Origin of the sequence: Pseudomonas sp. Wu6 (assembly GCF_019891515.1) — a bacterium.
Classification (GTDB): Bacteria; Pseudomonadota; Gammaproteobacteria; order Pseudomonadales; family Pseudomonadaceae; genus Aquipseudomonas; species Aquipseudomonas orientalis_A.
In genome coordinates, this window is the sequence record NZ_JAFLXH010000010.1 from 22477 (window position 1) to 40098 (window position 17622).

18 protein-coding genes and 4 tRNA genes are annotated in these 17622 nt (G+C 61.6%); 17 read left to right on the plus strand and 5 right to left on the minus strand.

The features are described from left to right. Window positions 1-54 precede the first annotated feature (54 nt). The 12 genes from truA (at window position 55) to J1G34_RS09280 (ending at window position 9593) form a co-directional block, all read left to right on the plus strand. Complete coding sequence (truA, locus tag J1G34_RS09225; RefSeq protein WP_065892466.1) at window positions 55-879, plus strand: tRNA pseudouridine(38-40) synthase TruA; 825 nt, start codon at window positions 55-57, stop codon at window positions 877-879. A gap of 64 nt (window positions 880-943) precedes the next feature. Then, window positions 944-1576, plus strand: a complete 633-nt coding sequence (locus tag J1G34_RS09230) for a phosphoribosylanthranilate isomerase (RefSeq protein ID WP_222993853.1) — start codon at window positions 944-946, stop codon at window positions 1574-1576. 245 nt (window positions 1577-1821) lie between these two features. Beyond that, entirely contained in the window at window positions 1822-2742 is a 921-nt protein-coding gene (gene accD / locus J1G34_RS09235) for an acetyl-CoA carboxylase, carboxyltransferase subunit beta (protein WP_005789754.1), read from the plus strand. Then, on the plus strand, window positions 2739-4046 hold the full coding sequence (folC, locus tag J1G34_RS09240; protein WP_065895783.1) for a bifunctional tetrahydrofolate synthase/dihydrofolate synthase: 1308 nt from the start codon (window positions 2739-2741) through the stop codon (window positions 4044-4046). Before accD ends, folC begins: the two co-directional genes overlap by 4 nt. Next, a complete protein-coding gene (locus J1G34_RS09245; protein ID WP_122484327.1) occupies window positions 4030-4692 on the plus strand; it encodes an SPOR domain-containing protein in 663 nt (220 codons plus the stop codon). The genes folC and J1G34_RS09245 overlap by 17 nt, the downstream gene beginning before the upstream one ends. A 255-nt stretch (window positions 4693-4947) precedes the next feature. Continuing rightward, window positions 4948-5505, plus strand: coding sequence for a CvpA family protein (locus tag J1G34_RS09250; RefSeq protein ID WP_003234314.1), 558 nt, complete (start codon window positions 4948-4950; stop codon window positions 5503-5505). Between the two features lie 40 nt (window positions 5506-5545). After that, complete coding sequence (gene purF, locus J1G34_RS09255) at window positions 5546-7051, plus strand: amidophosphoribosyltransferase (protein WP_065892470.1); 1506 nt, start codon at window positions 5546-5548, stop codon at window positions 7049-7051. Between the two features lie 64 nt (window positions 7052-7115). Next, complete coding sequence (locus tag J1G34_RS09260; protein ID WP_065935854.1) at window positions 7116-8327, plus strand: O-succinylhomoserine sulfhydrylase; 1212 nt, start codon at window positions 7116-7118, stop codon at window positions 8325-8327. Between the two features lie 11 nt (window positions 8328-8338). Then, window positions 8339-9103 carry an SDR family oxidoreductase gene (locus tag J1G34_RS09265; protein WP_065892472.1) on the plus strand — a complete coding sequence of 255 codons (765 nt, stop codon included), beginning with the start codon at window positions 8339-8341 and terminating at the stop codon, window positions 9101-9103. A 100-nt stretch (window positions 9104-9203) separates the two neighbouring features. After that, window positions 9204-9279: transfer RNA gene (locus tag J1G34_RS09270), tRNA-Val, on the plus strand. Between the two features lie 55 nt (window positions 9280-9334). Continuing rightward, window positions 9335-9411 (plus strand) — tRNA-Asp (locus tag J1G34_RS09275). Window positions 9412-9516: 105 nt separating this feature from the next. Continuing rightward, window positions 9517-9593: transfer RNA gene (locus tag J1G34_RS09280), tRNA-Asp, on the plus strand. A 157-nt stretch (window positions 9594-9750) separates the two neighbouring features. Here the strand turns inward: J1G34_RS09280 and J1G34_RS09285 are convergent. After that, window positions 9751-11034 carry an NAD(P)/FAD-dependent oxidoreductase gene (locus tag J1G34_RS09285; RefSeq protein WP_122561044.1) on the minus strand — a complete coding sequence of 428 codons (1284 nt, stop codon included), beginning with the start codon at window positions 11032-11034 and terminating at the stop codon, window positions 9751-9753. A 184-nt stretch (window positions 11035-11218) separates the two neighbouring features. On the opposite strand from J1G34_RS09285, the gene J1G34_RS09290 reads away from it, so the two are divergent. From J1G34_RS09290 to pcp, 4 genes are all read left to right on the plus strand, one after another. Continuing rightward, window positions 11219-11295 (plus strand) — tRNA-Val (locus J1G34_RS09290). A 685-nt stretch (window positions 11296-11980) separates the two neighbouring features. Beyond that, window positions 11981-12694 carry a DUF969 domain-containing protein gene (locus J1G34_RS09295; RefSeq protein WP_065896102.1) on the plus strand — a complete coding sequence of 238 codons (714 nt, stop codon included), beginning with the start codon at window positions 11981-11983 and terminating at the stop codon, window positions 12692-12694. Further along, window positions 12691-13641, plus strand: coding sequence for a DUF979 domain-containing protein (locus tag J1G34_RS09300; protein ID WP_065935857.1), 951 nt, complete (start codon window positions 12691-12693; stop codon window positions 13639-13641). Before J1G34_RS09295 ends, J1G34_RS09300 begins: the two co-directional genes overlap by 4 nt. A 7-nt stretch (window positions 13642-13648) precedes the next feature. Beyond that, window positions 13649-14278: a pyroglutamyl-peptidase I gene (gene pcp / locus J1G34_RS09305; RefSeq protein ID WP_222993855.1), complete on the plus strand. Its 630-nt coding sequence runs from the start codon at window positions 13649-13651 to the stop codon at window positions 14276-14278. Between the two features lies 1 nt (window position 14279). On the opposite strand, the gene J1G34_RS09310 is transcribed toward pcp, so the two are convergent. The 3 genes from J1G34_RS09310 to J1G34_RS09320 are packed head-to-tail and all read right to left on the minus strand — an operon-like array spanning window position 14280 to window position 16531. Next, the gene (locus tag J1G34_RS09310) at window positions 14280-15677 is read right to left on the minus strand and encodes a heavy metal sensor histidine kinase (protein ID WP_065935859.1); all 1398 of its coding nucleotides are present in this window, start codon (window positions 15675-15677) and stop codon (window positions 14280-14282) included. Beyond that, window positions 15674-16345, minus strand: a complete 672-nt coding sequence (locus tag J1G34_RS09315) for a heavy metal response regulator transcription factor (protein ID WP_065887152.1) — start codon at window positions 16343-16345, stop codon at window positions 15674-15676. The genes J1G34_RS09310 and J1G34_RS09315 overlap by 4 nt, the downstream gene beginning before the upstream one ends. A 42-nt stretch (window positions 16346-16387) precedes the next feature. Beyond that, window positions 16388-16531 (minus strand): hypothetical protein, encoded by a 144-nt coding sequence (locus tag J1G34_RS09320; RefSeq protein ID WP_158254510.1) that lies wholly within the window; start codon window positions 16529-16531, stop codon window positions 16388-16390. 100 nt (window positions 16532-16631) lie between these two features. Between J1G34_RS09320 and J1G34_RS09325 the strand changes: the two genes are divergently transcribed. Beyond that, a complete protein-coding gene (locus J1G34_RS09325; protein WP_122462788.1) occupies window positions 16632-17327 on the plus strand; it encodes an HAD-IA family hydrolase in 696 nt (231 codons plus the stop codon). Here the strand turns inward: J1G34_RS09325 and J1G34_RS09330 are convergent. Next, window positions 17309-17572 carry a hypothetical protein gene (locus J1G34_RS09330; RefSeq protein ID WP_065887155.1) on the minus strand — a complete coding sequence of 88 codons (264 nt, stop codon included), beginning with the start codon at window positions 17570-17572 and terminating at the stop codon, window positions 17309-17311. The genes J1G34_RS09325 and J1G34_RS09330 overlap by 19 nt on opposite strands. Between the last annotated feature and the right edge of the window lie 50 nt (window positions 17573-17622).

Below are 17622 nucleotides of genomic sequence, written 5' to 3' on the forward strand. Positions count from 1 at the left end.
CGCAACTCATCAGGCTCTCAGTTCTTGGCAAATATAGATAACGCGGCCGCCGAAATGGCGGCCGCAGGCTTTTACCGCATCGCCCTCGGCGTGGAATACAAAGGCTCGCGCTATCGCGGCTGGCAGCGCCAGGCATCCGGCGTGCTGACGGTGCAGGAAACCCTGGAAAACGCTTTGTCGAAAGTCGCTGACTCGCCGGTGTCGCTGATGTGTGCCGGGCGGACCGACGCGGGGGTGCATGCCTGCGGCCAAGTGGTGCATTTCGACACCCAGGCCGAACGCTCGATGAAGGCCTGGGTAATGGGCGCCAATATCAACCTGCCCCATGACGTCAGCGTCACGTGGGCCAAGGTCATGCCGGCGCATTTTCATGCGCGTTTCAAGGCCATCGCCCGGCGCTACCGCTACGTGATTTATAACGATCAGATCCGCCCGGCGCACTTGAACCAGGAAATTACCTGGAACCACCGCCCGCTGGATGCCGAGCGCATGGCCGAGGCCGCGCAGCATCTTGTCGGGGTGCATGATTTCAGCGCATTCCGTGCCGGCCAATGCCAGGCCAAATCGCCGATCAAAGAAGTCCACCATCTGCGCGTGACCCGTCATGGCAAGATGATTGTGGTGGATATCCGTGCCGGGGCATTCCTGCACCACATGGTGCGCAACATTGCGGGTGTGTTGATGACCATCGGTACCGGCGAACGTCCGGTGGAATGGGCCAGGGAAGTGCTGGAAAGCCGCGTGCGCCGTACCGGTGGGGTGACGGCGCATCCGTTCGGCCTGTATCTGGTGGAGGTGGAGTACCGCGACGAGTTCGAACTGCCGGAGCGTTTTATCGGGCCACACTTCCTCACCGGTTTCAGCGAACTTGGCGGCTGACGCCCGCAAGCGCTTTTGTTACCATCCGGGACTTTCTCGGTTCAATCCCTGAGGTTTCTACGATATGTCAGCCGTTCGCAGCAAGATTTGCGGGATTACCCGCATCGCAGACGCGTTGGCGGCGGTCGAGGCGGGGGCGGATGCCATAGGTCTGGTGTTTTACGCCAGGAGCCCACGCGCGGTGGATGTGTTGCAGGCCCGGGCCATCATCGCCGCGCTGCCACCGTTCGTGACCACCGTGGGCTTGTTCGTCAATGCCAGCCGGTGTGAACTCAATGAAACCCTGGATGCCGTGCCGCTGGACATGCTGCAGTTTCACGGCGACGAAACCCCGGACGAATGCGAGAGCTACCAGCGTCCCTATATCAAGGCGCTGCGCGTCAAGGCCGGCGACGATATCGCCGCCGCCTGTGCCGCTTATACGGGTGCGCGCGGTATTTTGCTGGACACCTATGTCGAAGGCGTTCCCGGCGGTACGGGCGAAGCGTTCGACTGGTCGCTGATCCCGGCGGGCTTGAGCAAACCGTTGATCCTGGCCGGTGGGCTCACCCCGTCGAATGTCGGCGCGGCCATCGAGCAGGTTCGGCCGTATGCCGTGGATGTCAGCGGTGGGGTGGAGCAGGGCAAGGGCATCAAGGATCACGCCAGGATTCGCGCGTTCATGCAGGCCGTGCGCAACAGCAGCGGTGTGATGTGACGGCTGGCAGTCTGCCGCCGTCCATAACTACCACTGTGTAAAACAGCACCGGCGCCGCCCGCGGGAGGCCCGGAAACGAAGTGGCAACCCTGCGCTGGCAGGTTGTCTGGAAGGCTGAGGATACAGGCGGGAAATGGCTGGTCGAACCTCTGACCCCGTCCCGCCGACATCATCGCCACATATGAATTTAGCTCAAGGGCATACGCGGGGCTGTGTTCAAGCCACCGGTACTGGAGAAAGAAAGCATGAGCAACTGGTTAGTAGACAAACTGATCCCTTCGATCATGCGTTCCGAGGTGAAGAAAAGCTCGGTTCCTGAAGGTCTGTGGCACAAGTGCCCATCCTGCGACGCGGTGCTGTACCGCCCGGAGCTGGAAAAGACCCTGGACGTTTGCCCCAAGTGCAACCACCACATGCGTATTGGCGCGCGCGCGCGTATCGACATCTTCCTCGACGCCGACGGCCGCAACGAGCTGGGCGCTGACCTGGAGCCGGTTGACCGTCTCAAGTTCCGCGACAGCAAGAAGTACAAGGACCGTCTGGTCGGCGCGCAGAAGCAGACCGGCGAGAAAGACGCGCTGATCTCCGTCAGCGGCAAGTTGCTGGGCATGCCGGTGGTGGTGTCGGCGTTCGAATTCTCCTTCATGGGCGGCTCCATGGGTGCCATCGTCGGCGAGCGTTTCGTGCGCGCCGCCAACTATGCCCTGGAAAACCGCTGCCCGATGATCTGCTTCGCCGCCTCCGGTGGCGCGCGTATGCAGGAAGCGCTGATTTCCCTGATGCAAATGGCCAAGACCTCGGCGGTATTGGCGCGTCTGCGCGAAGAAGGCATTCCGTTCATCTCGGTATTGACCGACCCGGTATACGGCGGCGTTTCCGCCAGCCTGGCGATGCTGGGCGACGTGATCGTCGGCGAGCCCAAGGCCCTGATCGGCTTTGCCGGCCCGCGCGTCATCGAGCAGACCGTGCGTGAAAAATTACCGGAAGGTTTCCAGCGCAGCGAGTTCCTGCTCGAACACGGCGCCATCGACCTGATTATCCCGCGCGGTGAGCTGCGGCCACGCCTGGGTAACCTGCTGGCGCAAATGATGGGCCTGCCAACGCCTGTCTACGTCGCGCCTAAAGTCGAGCCGATTGTCGTGCCGCCGGTGCCGGCAAACCTATGACCCAACGTACCCTGGGCGAATGGCTCGCCTACCTCGAGCAGTTGCATCCGTCCGCCATCGACATGGGCCTGGAGCGCTCGCAACAGGTAGCGGCCCGCCTGGGGTTGGGGCGCCCGGCACCGCGTGTTATCACCGTAACAGGCACCAACGGCAAAGGCTCGACCTGCGCCTTTGTCGCCGCGCTGCTGCAGGCCCAGGGGCTGAAAGTCGGCGTCTACAGTTCGCCGCACCTGCTGCGCTATAACGAGCGGGTGCAGCTCAATGGCGTCGACGCGAGCGACGCGCAACTCTGCGAAGCCTTCGCCGCCCTCGATGCCGGGCGTGGCGACATTTCCCTGACCTATTTCGAGATGGGCACCCTGGCGGCGCTGTGGCTGTTCGAGCGTGCGCAACTCGATATCGTCGTGCTGGAAGTGGGCCTGGGCGGGCGTCTGGACACGGTCAATGTGGTGGACGCCGACGTGGCGCTGGTCACCAGTATCGGTGTCGACCATGTCGATTACCTGGGCGATACCCGCGAATCCGTGGCTTACGAAAAGGCCGGGATCTTTCGCCCCGGCAAACCTGCGCTGTGCGGTGATCCAGACCCACCGCAACCCTTGCTGGACAAGGTGCGGGAGCTCGATTGCCCGTTCTACCTGCGCGGGCGCGACTTCAATCTCCAGATCAACGATCAGCATTGGCAATGGTCCGGGCGCGATGCTCGGGGTCAACAGGTAGTGCTGCGCGATTTGCCGCTGCTGAACCTGCCGATGGAGAATGCCGCGCTGGCGCTGCAAGCCTATCTGTTGCTGGATCTGCCGTGGAATGCCGGGCAAATTGCCGCAACCCTGCTGGCGACGCGGGTTGTGGGGCGCCTGGATCGGCGCACCGTCGAGTGGCAAGGCAAGCGTCTTAACCTGCTGCTGGATGTGGGTCATAACCCCCACGCTGCAGAATACCTGGCGCAACGGCTGATGCGCACGCCATTGTCCGGCCGTCGCCTGGCGGTGTTCGGCTTGCTGGCTGACAAGGATCTTGATGGCGTGGTTGCGCCGTTGCTCGCCAGCGTTGAGTCATGGGCCGTTGCGCCGCTGGATACGCCGCGTAGCCGTGCGGCAGCTGAACTGCAGGTTGCCTTGCAGAACCTTGGTGCGCCGGTGGCGTCGTATGCAAGCGTCACTGCCGCCCTTGAGGCGCAATGTGCGGTGGCGACGGCCGACGACGAGATTCTGTTGTTCGGATCATTTTATTGTGTTGCCGAGGCGCTCGAATGGCTGGCCCGGCGCTCCACGGAGGAAGCTGCACATGGCATTACTCGATAGCGCATACAAGCAGCGAATGGTCGGAGCCTTGGTGTTGGTGGCATTGGCGGTGATTTTCCTGCCGATGCTGTTTTCCCGTCAGGACGAACAGCGCCAGGTGGTGGTTGAAGCGCCCGCTGCGCCTCAGGCGCCGGTGGTGCCCCAGGTTCAGGTGGAACCGGTGGTGGTGCCTGAACCGCAGGCCCTGCCTGAGGAAGAGCCCGTGCCGACCGATGCCGAGGTCGCTGCCCAGCAGGCGCCTTCCATGCCGGTGCAGCCGAGTGTTCCTGTGGTCAAACCGGCTCCGTCAGCGCCTGTCGCAGCCGCCAAGCCTGCCGCGCCGACACCTGCGCCCAAGCCGGTCGCGCCACAGCCTGCCGCGCCGGGCAAGCCGGACGTAGGTCAGAGTCGTATCGACCCGAATGGGTTGCCGATCAGTTGGTCGATTCAAGTGGCCAGCCTGGGCAACCGCGAAGGCGCCGACGCCTTGCAGAAAAAGCTGCGGGCCCAGGGCTACAACGCGTATATCCGCAGCGCCGATGGCAAGAACCGTGTGTTTATCGGGCCGCTGATCGAGCGCGCCGAAGCGGATCGCCTGCGCGATTTGCTCGATCGCCAGCAGAACCTCAAGGGGTTTGTGACCCGTTTCCAGCCTGAGCGCGGTTGAGTTCCTTCGATTTCAGCCTGGAATGCAGTCAAATGTGGGAGGGGGCTTGCCCCCGATAGCGGTGGATCAGTCAGCACAGCTGATACTGAACCACCGCCATCGGGGGCAAGCCCCCTCCCACATTGGTTTCCAGTGGTCTTGAAACGGTGTTCCCACTGCCCAATTGATTGATTTGCAAAGCACCCGTAATCACCGCTTACCGATAGCCCGGCGCTCTGCTAAAATGCGCCGCCTTATCCGTACGTAGGCTGCACTGTGCCATTTACCTGGGTTGATTGGGCGATCGTTGCAATCGTCGCCATCTCCGCGTTGATCAGTCTGAGCCGCGGCTTCGTCAAAGAAGCACTGTCGTTGCTGACCTGGATCATCGCAGGAGTCGTAGCCTGGATGTTCGGTGGTTCACTGTCGGTCTACCTGGCCGGGTACATAGAGACGCCTTCGGCTCGCGTCATCGCGGGCTGCGCCATCATGTTCATCGCCACGCTGCTGGTGGGGGCAATGGTCAATTATCTGATTGGCGAGTTGATACGTGTCACCGGCCTGTCCGGGACCGATCGATTTCTCGGCATGGCCTTCGGCGCCGCGCGTGGCGCGTTGCTGGTGGTCGTGGCGGTCGGGCTGTTGAGCCTGGGGCCGGTACAGCAGGATGCGTGGTGGCAGGAGTCGGTACTCGTGCCAAAATTTCTATTGGTTGCAGATTGGTCCAAGAACCTCATTCTGGGGTGGAGCAGTCAGTGGCTGGCCAGCGGAATCAGCGTACCCGCTGATCTTCCGTTCAAGGAACACCTTTTGCCGGCCAAAACGCCTCAGTAAGAGTGTTCAGTCAAGATTCATTAAGTAGGGGTTGCGTCGCATGTGTGGCATCGTCGGTATCGTCGGTAAGTCGAACGTCAATCAGGCGCTGTATGACGCGCTAACCGTCCTCCAGCACCGCGGCCAGGACGCTGCCGGTATTGTGACCAGCCACGACGGCCGGTTATTCCTGCGCAAGGACAATGGCCTGGTACGTGACGTGTTCCACCAGCGTCATATGCAGCGCCTGGTCGGGCACATGGGCATTGGCCATGTGCGTTACCCGACCGCCGGTAGCTCGACCTCGGCCGAAGCTCAACCGTTCTACGTCAACTCGCCTTACGGCATTACCTTGGCGCATAACGGCAACCTGACCAACGTTGAACAGCTGGCCAAGGAGATTTACGAATCCGACCTGCGCCACGTCAACACCAGTTCCGACTCGGAAGTGCTGCTCAACGTGTTCGCCCACGAGCTGGCCCAGCGCGGCAAGCTGCAGCCCACCGAAGAAGACGTGTTCGCGGCGGTGATCGACGTGCACAACCGTTGCGTCGGTGGTTATGCCGTGGTGGCGATGATCACCGGTTACGGCATCGTTGGTTTCCGTGACCCCCACGGCATCCGCCCGATCGTGTTCGGCCAGCGTCACACCGACGAAGGCGTCGAGTACATGATCGCCTCCGAAAGCGTATCCCTGGATGTGCTGGGCTTCACGTTGATCCGCGACCTGGCACCCGGTGAAGCGGTCTACATCACTGAAGACGGCAAGCTGCACACCCGTCAGTGCGCGGTTGCGCCGACACTCACGCCATGCATCTTCGAACACGTCTACCTGGCGCGTCCGGACTCGATCATCGACGGCGTATCGGTCTACAAAGCACGCCTGCGCATGGGTGAGAAGCTGGCCGACAAGATCCTGCGTGAGCGTCCCGAGCACGACATCGATGTGGTCATCCCCATCCCGGACACCAGCCGTACCGCCGCGCTGGAGCTGGCCAACCACCTGGGTGTCAAGTTCCGCGAAGGCTTCGTCAAGAACCGCTACATCGGCCGTACCTTCATCATGCCCGGCCAGGCCGCACGCAAGAAATCGGTACGCCAGAAGCTGAACGCCATCGAGCTGGAATTCCGCGGCAAGAACGTTATGCTGGTGGATGACTCGATCGTACGCGGCACCACCTGCAAGCAGATCATCCAGATGGCCCGTGAAGCCGGCGCGAAGAACGTGTACTTCTGTTCTGCGGCGCCTGCCGTGCGCTACCCGAACGTGTACGGTATCGACATGCCGAGCGCCCACGAACTGATCGCCCACAATCGTTCTACGCAAGACGTGGCTGACCTGATCGGTGCCGACTGGTTGATCTACCAGGACCTGTCTGACCTGATCGAGGCGGTGGGCGGCGGCAAGATCAAGATCGCCGAGTTCGACTGCGCCGTGTTCGATGGCAAGTACGTGACCGGTGATATCGATGACGCCTACCTGAACAAGATCGAGCAGGCGCGCAACGACTCGTCGAAGATCAAGACCCAGGCGGTCAGTGCGATCATCGATCTGTACAACAACTGAGTAGACACCGGCCCTGAGGGGCCGGTTTTGTATCTTAAATAAAGAATATGTGAGGAGTGGCAGCATGAGTCAGGAATGGGATGCCGGTCGGTTGGACAGCGACCTCGATGGCGTAGCTTTCGATACCCTGGCTGTGCGCGCCGGCCAGCACCGTACCCCGGAAGGTGAGCACGGTGACCCGATGTTCTTCACCTCCAGTTATGTGTTCCGCACGGCGGCCGACGCCGCCGCGCGCTTTGCCGGTGAAGTGCCGGGCAACGTTTACTCGCGCTATACCAACCCGACCGTACGTGCGTTCGAAGAGCGCATCGCCGCCCTGGAAGGCGCAGAGCAGGCGGTGGCCACGGCGACCGGCATGGCTGCCATCCTGGCGGTGGTGATGAGCCTCTGCAGCGCCGGCGACCACGTGCTGGTGTCGCGCAGCGTGTTCGGTTCGACCATCAGCCTGTTCGAGAAGTATTTCAAGCGCTTCGGTATCGAAGTGGACTACGTGCCCCTGGCGGATGTGTCCGGGTGGGATGCGGCGATCAAGGCCAATACAAAGCTGCTGTTCGTCGAGTCGCCGTCCAATCCGCTGGCTGAGCTGGTGGATATCGCCGCGCTGTCCGAAGTGGCGCACGCCAAGGGCGCGATGCTGATCGTGGATAACTGCTTCTGCACCCCGGCCCTGCAACAGCCGTTGAAGTTGGGCGCGGACATCGTGGTGCACTCGGCCACCAAGTTCATCGACGGCCAGGGCCGTTGCATGGGCGGCGTGGTGGCCGGTCGCAGCGAGCAGATGAAGGAAGTGGTGGGCTTCCTGCGCACCGCCGGCCCGACCCTGAGTCCGTTCAATGCGTGGATCTTCCTCAAAGGCCTGGAAACCCTCGGCCTGCGCATGAAGGCCCATTGCGCCAACGCCCAGGCCCTGGCCGAGTGGCTGGAACAGCAGGACGGTATCGAGAAGGTGCATTACGCCGGCCTCAAGAGTCATCCGCAGCACGCATTGGCCCAGCGCCAGCAGCGCGGTTTCGGCGCAGTGGTGAGTTTCGAGGTGAAGGGCGGCAAAGAGGGCGCCTGGCGCTTTATCGATGCCACGCGACTGATCTCGATCACCGCCAACCTGGGCGACAGCAAAACCACCATCACGCACCCGGGCACCACCTCCCACGGGCGCCTGGCGCCGCATGAGCGCGAAGCGGCGGGCATCCGTGACAGCCTGATTCGCGTCGCGGTCGGGCTGGAAGATGTCGCCGACTTGCAGGCTGACCTGGCCCGCGGCCTGGCGGCTTTGTGATCGAGTGGTCCATGGAGGCCGCAGCGGCCAGTAATGGGCGCGTTGCACTGGTGACCGGTGCCGCGCGCGGCATTGGCCTCGGGATTGCCGCGTGGCTGATCAGCGAAGGCTGGCAGGTGGTGTTGACCGACCTGGACCGCGAGCGCGGTTCCAAGGTGTCCAAGGTGCTGGGCGAGAATGCCTGGTTTATCACCATGGACGTGGCCGACGAGAAGCAAGTGGCCCAGGGTGTCGCCGAGGTATTGGGGCAGTTTGGGCGCCTGGATGCGCTGGTGTGCAATGCGGCGGTGGCCGATCCACGCAATATCACCCTGGAAAGCCTTGACCTGGCGTACTGGAACCGCGTGCTGGCAGTCAATCTCAGTGGGCCGATGCTGCTGGCCAAGCATTGCGCGCCGTACCTGCGCGCCCATGGTGGCGCTATCGTCAATTTGGCCTCGACACGGGCCCGCCAGTCGGAGCCGGACACCGAAGCCTACGCGGCGAGCAAGGGTGGCCTGCTGGCGCTGACTCACGCCCTGGCGATGAGCCTGGGGCCGGAAGTGCGGGTCAATGCGGTCAGCCCCGGCTGGATCGATGCGCGAGATCCTGCTGCGCGGCGGGCCGAGCCGCTTACCGATGCCGACCATGCGCAGCATCCGGCGGGCCGGGTAGGGACGGTGGAGGACGTGGCGGCCATGGTGGCGTGGCTGCTGTCGCGCCAGGCCGGGTTTGTCACCGGACAGGAGTTCGTGGTGGACGGCGGCATGAGCAAGAAGATGATCTACAGCGAGTAGGGCGGTCTTGAAGCATTTTTGTCTTTTTCAGAAAAACTTCAAGCGGGCTATTGACTTAGGTCCGCTATCTGCGTAAATTTCGCGGCCTCAACGAAGCAAAGGGTGATTAGCTCAGCTGGGAGAGCATCTGCCTTACAAGCAGAGGGTCGGCGGTTCGATCCCGTCATCACCCACCACTTCTTGAGAGTTTTGCCTTAGGGCAAGACGCAACGTTAAAGGTTGCACCGACGCGCAGCGGTAGTTCAGTCGGTTAGAATACCGGCCTGTCACGCCGGGGGTCGCGGGTTCGAGTCCCGTCCGCTGCGCCATATTTTCCAGGTTCGATGTGTCGGACTTGAGATTGGACAACCCAGGTTGATCGATCAGATGTTTAAAGGTGATTGAGGCTTTACGCTCAGTCAGCCAAGCGATACGCAGCGGTAGTTCAGTCGGTTAGAATACCGGCCTGTCACGCCGGGGGTCGCGGGTTCGAGTCCCGTCCGCTGCGCCATATCAGCTTCAAGGCCCACTGAACGCCTTGAAGCACAAGCGAAGCCATTGGCGGACCTTGATTCGATAGCAAAGACCCTGGTCGAAAGACCGGGGTTTTTTGTGTTCGCGATTTGTCGTTCCGGGCAAGAAGCCGGCGAACCGGCTCCCCTTGTTCATCAAAAACCCAGCTTGTCCCGCAGCCCGTAATACCACGCGCCCATTGCGGCAAAGGGCGTGCGCAACAGCTGTCCACCCGGGAACGGGTAGTGGGGCAGGTCGGCAAAGGCGTCAAAGCGCTCGGCCTGGCCTCTCAATGCCTCGGCCAGCACCTTGCCGGCCAGGTGCGTATACGTCACGCCATGGCCGCTGCAGCCTTGCGAGTAATAGATGTTGTCGCCGAGGCGGCCCACCTGCGGCAGACGCGACAGGGTCAGCAGGAAATTGCCGGTCCAGGCGTAGTCGATCCTCACGTCCTTGAGCTGCGGGAACGCCTTGAGCATCTTTGGCCGGATGATCGCCTCGATATTCGCCGGGTCCCGTGCGCCATACACCACGCCGCCGCCGAAGATCAGGCGCTTGTCGCTCGTGAGGCGGTAGTAGTCGAGCAGGTAATTGCAGTCTTCGACACAGTAGTCCTGCGGCAACAAGGTCCTGGCCAATTCGTCGCCCAATGGCGCAGTGGTAATCACCTGGGTGCCGCACGGCATTGATTTGGCCGCCAGCTCCGGCACCAGGTTGCCCAGGTAAGCATTGCCCGCAACGATGATGAACTTGGCCCTGACCTTGCCTTCGGCGGTATGCACCACCGGGTTGGCGCCGCGCTCGATGCGCACGGCGGCCGACTGCTCAAAAATTGTGCCGCCGAGGGACTCGACGGCCGCTGCTTCGCCCAATGCCAGGTTGAGTGGGTGGATATGCCCACCGCTCATGTCCAGCAGGCCGCCTACATAGTTGTCACACGCCACGACTTCGCGGATGCGACGCTCATCCAGCAGTTCCAGTTGCGTATGGCCGTAACGCTCCCATAGGCGCTTCTGTGATTCCAGGTGGCCCATGTGCTTGCTGTTGAGCGCGGCGAGCACACCGCCATCCTTCAAGTCGCACTGGATCTGATATTTGGCCACGCGCTCACGAATGATCCTGCCGCCCTCGAAGGCCATCTCACCCAGCAGCTGCGCCTGCGTGGGCCCGACGCTGCGCTCGATGACATCAATGTCGCGGCTGTAGCTATTGACGATCTGCCCACCATTACGACCGGACGCACCAAAACCTACCTTGGCGGCTTCCAGGACCGTCACGCGAAAGCCGTTCTCGAGCAAAAACAGCGCGCTGGAAAGACCGGTATAACCGGCGCCAATCACACAAACATCGGTTTCGACCTCACCTTGCAGCGCCGGACGCGGCGGAACCGCGTTCGCGGAGGCGGCGTAATACGACTGGGGGTAGGGGGTGTTCGCCATCCTGGAACCTCTGTTTTATATTTTTTACGAGTGCGGCGATCCTACCTGAGTTGAAAATAGCCTGCCAGCCACCCGTAATTCACGGGCGCCTGACCCGCGAATAAAAAATTCGCATATTCATAGGGTTAGCTGCAAAAAAGATGTTGACACCCCTACGGAATTCCGTAGAATGCCGCCTCACAGCAGGCACGTAGCTCAGTTGGTTAGAGCACCACCTTGACATGGTGGGGGTCGTTGGTTCGAGTCCAATCGCGCCTACCAAACAAAATCCGCTCTGCTGGGCGGTCTAGAGGGGTCATCGGAAACGGTGACCCCTTTTTGCTTTCTGCGATTTGCAAAACTTTTGCAAAACTTGATCGTTCCCTCGCTCCGCGTGGGAATGCATCGCGTGACGCTCCCCGTCACCATTGCGCAGATCTGAATTTTGCGCTGAAAGCGGGACGCAGAGCGTCCAGTGAGGCATTCCCACGCAGAGCATGGGAACGATCAGGTCAACAGCGTCTTGCGGCGCTGGTGTCTCGGTCAACAGAAGAGCGTCGCCACCGACAGCAGACAAATGATCTGGACCACCATCTGGCAGCGTATCTCGCCAATTGCTGTCGCCATACTGCTCATCTGACCGGCATACATAGCTGGAGCCCTCATTGTCGACAATAGCGCCCTGGATGCTGCGCAGGCGCATCATCGTTGAGTATAGGGCGAATCCCGAATCCCTCCAGTTACCCAATCGCGCAGTACCAATATCCACAAAATTTATTGGTCTGCAGCAACAGTTTTTCTTGTTGGACACCTCCCGCCTCAAGGCAGCAAAGTTGCCGCCACTGCTCGACCTTCCAGGTCAACAATAAAAAAACCGAGCCGACTGCACGCCACTTTCATGCTGTGAGCCCTTTGCTCACATCCTGCTGTAATGGCGCCGCAGCGCGCACTAAAGGACCTCTTCGCCATGCAAACTGTTGTGAATTTATGGCCGTTGATCGGCGTACTTGTCATCGTGGTCGGCTTTGTATTGCGCTTCAATCCGTTGCTGGTGGTTACCGCCGCCGCTATCGCCACCGGGCTCGCCGCCCAGTTCCCGCTGGAGAAAATTCTCGCCACCATGGGGGATGGTTTCCTCCAGACCCGTGCGCTGCAATTGATCCTGTTATTACCGCTGGCGGTGATTGGCCTGTTGGAGCGACATGGCCTGCGCGTGCATGCACAGAACTGGATCGCCCGTTTCGAGCGCGCGACGGTGGGGCGTCTGCTGATCATCTATCTGTTTGTACGTGAATCCACTGCGGCCATGGGGCTGACCAGCCTGGGTGGGCATCCGCAGATGGTGCGGCCATTGCTCGCGCCGATGGCCGAAGGTGCGGCGGAAAAACGCTACGGCAAGCTGCCGGACAAGCTGCGTCACAAGGTATTGGCCATGTGCGCCGCCACCGACAACGTGGGGCTGTTTTTCGGTGAGGACATCTTCGTCGCCTTTGGTGCGATCGCCTTGATGCACACCTTTCTGCTGGGCTCGGGGATCGATGTGGAGCCGCTGCATATTGCGGTGTGGGGCATCCCGACGGCGATCTGTGCCTTTATCATTCATGCCATTCGACTGCATCGATTTGATCGACGGTTGACCCGTGAGATGAGCGCCGCCCCCTCGGTGGAGGCTGCGCAATGATTATTTCCATTCAATACCTGTACTGGCTGGCCGGTGTGCTGTTGCTGATCACCGCGGGCATGATCCTGCTGGATCGCACCCATCCCAAGCGTTGGTCGACGTCGCTGTTCTGGCTGCTGTTTGCCATTCCGTTCCTGGTGGGAGAGCGCCTGCCTTCGGTGGTCATCGGTGGCGGCATCGTGGTGATGGCGTTGATTGCCGGCCTGGGGGGCGTCGGCCGTGGCCAGCATGCGCAATTGCATGACAAGGCGTCCCGCGCCAGTGCCGCTCGCCTGGGTCACAAGCTATTCATACCCGCACTGGCCATTCCGCTGACCACGGTGATTGGCTCGGTATTGCTCAAGCACACCGAAATCGGCGGTGTGCCGCTGCTCGATCCGAAGAACACCACCTTTGTCTCTCTCGGCATCGGCTGCCTGATCGCCCTTGGCCTCGCCTGCTGGCTGACCCGCGATACGCCCGTGCAGGCCTTGCGCGAATCGCGTCGCCTGACCGAAGCGCTGGGCTGGGCCATGGTTTTGCCGCAGATGCTGGCCATGCTCGGGCTGTTGTTCAATGAAGCCGGGGTTGGCACGGCGGTCGCCCACATCACCACCACTTACATCAATCTGGATTTCAAATTGGTGGCGGTAATGGTCTATGTGCTGGGCATGGCGTTGTTTACGGTGATCATGGGCAACGGCTTCGCGGCGTTCCCGGTGATGACCGGCGGCGTCGGGGTGCCGGTGCTGGTGGGCATCTACGGCGGCAACCCGGCGGTCATGGCCGCGATCGGCATGTTCTCCGGCTACTGCGGTACGCTGATGACACCAATGGCGGCCAACTTCAATATCGTGCCGGCAGCATTGCTGGAACTGCCGGACAAGAACGCGGTGATCAAGGCCCAATTGCCCACCGCGTTGATGATGCTGGTGGTCAATATCGTGCTGCTTTATCTGTTGATGTGAGGCCAGGATGAAAACCCTATTGCTGACCGGCTTCGAGCCTTTCGACCACGACGTGGTGAACCCCTCCTGGGAGGCGGTGCGCCTGCTGGAAGGGGTAGAACTGAGTGATGACGTGCGAATCGTCGCGCGCCGATTGCCCTGCGCTTTCGCCACTGCTGCAGAGACCTTGCTTCAGCTGATTGAGGAGCTGCAACCGGCCATGGTCATCGCGACCGGCCTGGGCCCCGGGCGCAGCGATATTTCCATCGAGCGCGTCGCGATCAACGTCAATGATGCGCGCATCCCGGACAACCTGGGCGCCCAGCCGATTGACACGGCGGTGGTGGAGGGTGGCCCGGCCGCTTACTTCTCGACATTGCCGATCAAGAGCATGGTCAGGGCGGTGCGTGAGGCGGGTATTGCGGCCTCGGTTTCGCAGACGGCGGGGACTTTTGTGTGCAATCAGGTGTTTTATCGATTGCAGCATGCGCTGGCAGGTTCTGCGGTGCGCAGTGGGTTTATCCATGTGCCGGGCTTGCCGCAGTTCGGTCAGCCGTCGATGGAATTGCCTGTGTTGGTGGAGGGCTTGCGCCTGGCGGTCTTGGCGGCTTGGCAAACCCAGGCGGATATCGTGGAAACAGGTGGTCGGGTGAGCTGATTCAGTCTCGAGCGGGAAAAAACAGCTCGAAAGTGGTGATGCCGTCCTCACTGCTGACCCGATACCGCCCGTTATGCAGTTGCATGATGGTGGCCACGATCGACAGCCCCAGTCCATTGGATTGGGAGGAGCGCTCGCGGGACTCATCCACTCGGTAGAACCGTTCGAACAGCCGCGGCAGATGCTCGGCGGGAATGGTCTCACCCTGGTTGCTGACCCTCACGTTGACGCCCTCGTCGGTTGCAATCGCTTGGACGCTCAGCGTCGAGCCCGGCGCTCCATACTTGATGGCGTTGGCGCACAGGTTCGCCAGGGCGCGGCGCAGGAGCATCGGCTCAGCCCAGATCACGCCTTTGCCCTGGACAACGATGTGCATGCCCGCGTCAGCGGCCAACCCTTCGAAATAATCGGCGATGCGCTCCACTTCATCTGCCGCGTCCAGCGCCTGGCGTTGGCGCAACGCGCTGGCCGGGTCGGTGCGCGCCAGGAACAGCATGTTGTCGAGCATCCGCGCCAGGCGTTCAAGCTCCTCGACATTGGACGCCAGCAGTTGCTGGTAGCTGTCGACGCTGCGCTGCTGCTGCAAGGCAACCTGGGTTTCGCCGAGCAGGTTATTGATCGGCGTGCGCAGTTCGTGGGCCATGTCGGTCGAGACCTGGCCCAGTTGCACAAAGCCCTTGGACAAACGCTCAAGCATGGTGTTGAACGACTCGATCATCGGTAGCAGTTCTTTCGGGGCGCCCTCGCTGTCGAGGCGCTCGGCCAGGTTGCCGACGCCGATCCCTTGCGCGTGCCGGGCCAGGCGGCGCAAGGGCAGCAAGCCGCGATGCACCAGCAGGTACCCGGCCAATGCCAGGATGATCGCGGCGATGCTCGCCAGGATATAAACGCTCAGTCGATAGCTGGCGAGTACCGCGGTGCGCTCGGTCATCAGGCGGCCGCTGGTGACTTGCAGGCTGCCCAGGTCACCGGCGTTGATGGTCGCCGCGACCGTCGAGAAGGGAATGCCGTTGAGCCCCGGCAAGTGCTGTACATCGCTCAGCGCCAGTACGTGATTTCCGGGCACCGGCTCTATCGCAGGCAGTTCGATATTGGCCGGGTTCACCAGCAGCAAGGGGGGTTGACCGGGGGCCGCAATGCTCAATACGGATTCACGGTTGCCGAGCATGTTCTGGAACAACTCGGGTTTGGTCTTGATCAGGTCCAGGGTATTGCTGTCGCTGAGCAGGTTGCGCAGTTGATCGACGCGGGAGATCAGCGCGGTGTCGTCGCGGCGGATCAACTCGCGCTCCAGCTCGCGGTACAGGGCCACGCCGAGGGTGGCCAGCAAGGCAAAGGCGAGCAGGGCGAAGATCAACGCCAGGCGCAGGGTCAGCGAGTAATGACGGCTGCGGCTCATGGCTGGGTATCGAAGCGGTAGCCGATGCCACGCACGCTGTGGATCAACTTGAGTTGGAACGGATCGTCGATTTTCAAGCGCAGGCGCCGCACGGCCACGTCGACCACGTTGGTGTCACTGTCGAAATTCATGTCCCATACCCGCGAGGCAATCAGCGAGCGTGACAGCACCTGGTCCTGGTGGGTGGCGAACAGGTGCAGCAGGGCGAACTCTTTATTGGTCAGGGTAATGCGCGTGCCGGCGCGGGTGACGCGGCGCTTGAGCACGTCGATTTGCAGGTCGGCGATCTGCAGGTGTTCTTCTTCCCGAATCGGGCCGCGCCGGGTCAGGGTGCGCAGGCGCGCGACCAGTTCGGCGAAGGAGAAGGGCTTGATCAGATAATCGTCGGCGCCCAGCTCCAGGCCCTTGATGCGGTCAGCGATATCATCGCGGGCGGTCAGGAACAGCACCGGCGTATCGGCCTCCCTGCGCAGGCGGCGCAGCACTTCCCAGCCATCCATTTTCGGCATCATCACATCGAGCACGATCACGTCGAACGGCGTTTCCAGGGCCTGGTGCAAACCGTCCACGCCATCGCGGGCCAGGCTGACGCTGTAGCCCAGTTCCTGCAAGCCATTGAGCAGATAGTTGCCGGCCTTGGGTTCGTCTTCGACTACGAGGATGTTCATGGGAAATGCCCTGATTCAATGGGTTGCGCCAGTTTAGCCTGATCAATTGTCACTGGCGCAACCGATGCCTTGCACCCGGTAGTCCAGCACGTGTTCCCGGTCCTGATGAGCCGCCGGCAGTGAGTCCACAGTAACCAGGCGACCTGAACAGCCAACCAACAGGATGATGACAAGTTCGTCATTCAAGGTTTGGGGCGGGCGCCTCGCAACGTTTACAAGTGGCGAGGTGAACCGTAGATTGCATGGCATCGATCATTTGCTTGAACACCTGGGGGGAAGCCGCGTCGTGTCCAGCCAAAATCCTGCCGTATTTACCCGGCATTACCGGGCCTTTCTGTTCGATATGGACGGAACCCTGCTCAACTCCATTGCCGCCGCCGAGCGGGTATGGAGCCGTTGGGCCGAACGCCATGGCCTGGATGTGGAGGCGTTCCTGACCACCATCCATGGCGCCCGCGCGATTGATACGATCACGCGCCAGGCGTTGCCGGGCGTAAACGCTCAAGCCGAAGCGGCGTGGATTACCGACGCTGAAGTGAACGATGTCGAGGGCATCGTGGCGATTGGCGGCGCGGTTGAGTTCCTCAAACGCTTGCCTGCCGGGCAGTGGGCGCTGGTCACATCTGCGCCCAAGGCATTGGCATTGCGCCGAATGGAAGCTGCGGGTATTCCCGTGCCGGCGATAATGGTGACGGCCGAAGATGTCGCCAGCGGCAAGCCAGATCCGGCGTGTTACGTGCTCGGTGCCCAGCGCCTGGGCGTGCCGGTGCAGGATTGCCTGGTGTTCGAGGATGCGACGGTCGGCATTCGAGCCGCAGAAGCGGCGGGAGCGGATGTGATGGTGGTGACCTCGACGCACCTGGCTGCCATAGAGACCGAGCATGCCTGTATCGACGGGTATGAAGGACTGCAAGTGCTGCGAGAAGCTGATGGCCGGCTGGCCGTGCGGGAAGGGGAAGACCGTCAGCGTGTTGCTTTTTGATGCGCGCGATGCGCCTCACGCTGGCATAACTTGCGCAAGACTGTCTTCTGCATCGGCTTGAGGCAGAACGCAAACAGGTAGGCGCACAGCAGTAATGCCAGGTCCAGCCACGAGTGGTCCGCCGCGTCGACAGCCCCCTGGACTTCCAATCGCAGTCCATACCCGAGCGCCAGGAATACCAGGCCTATCAGCAAGGTGATTGTCCAGGACAGGGAAACCATGGGCTGTGTAACGGTTGGCCTCATCGACGTGCTCCTGAATGCACTCGGACCGCAGGATGACGTGGGATTTGGCT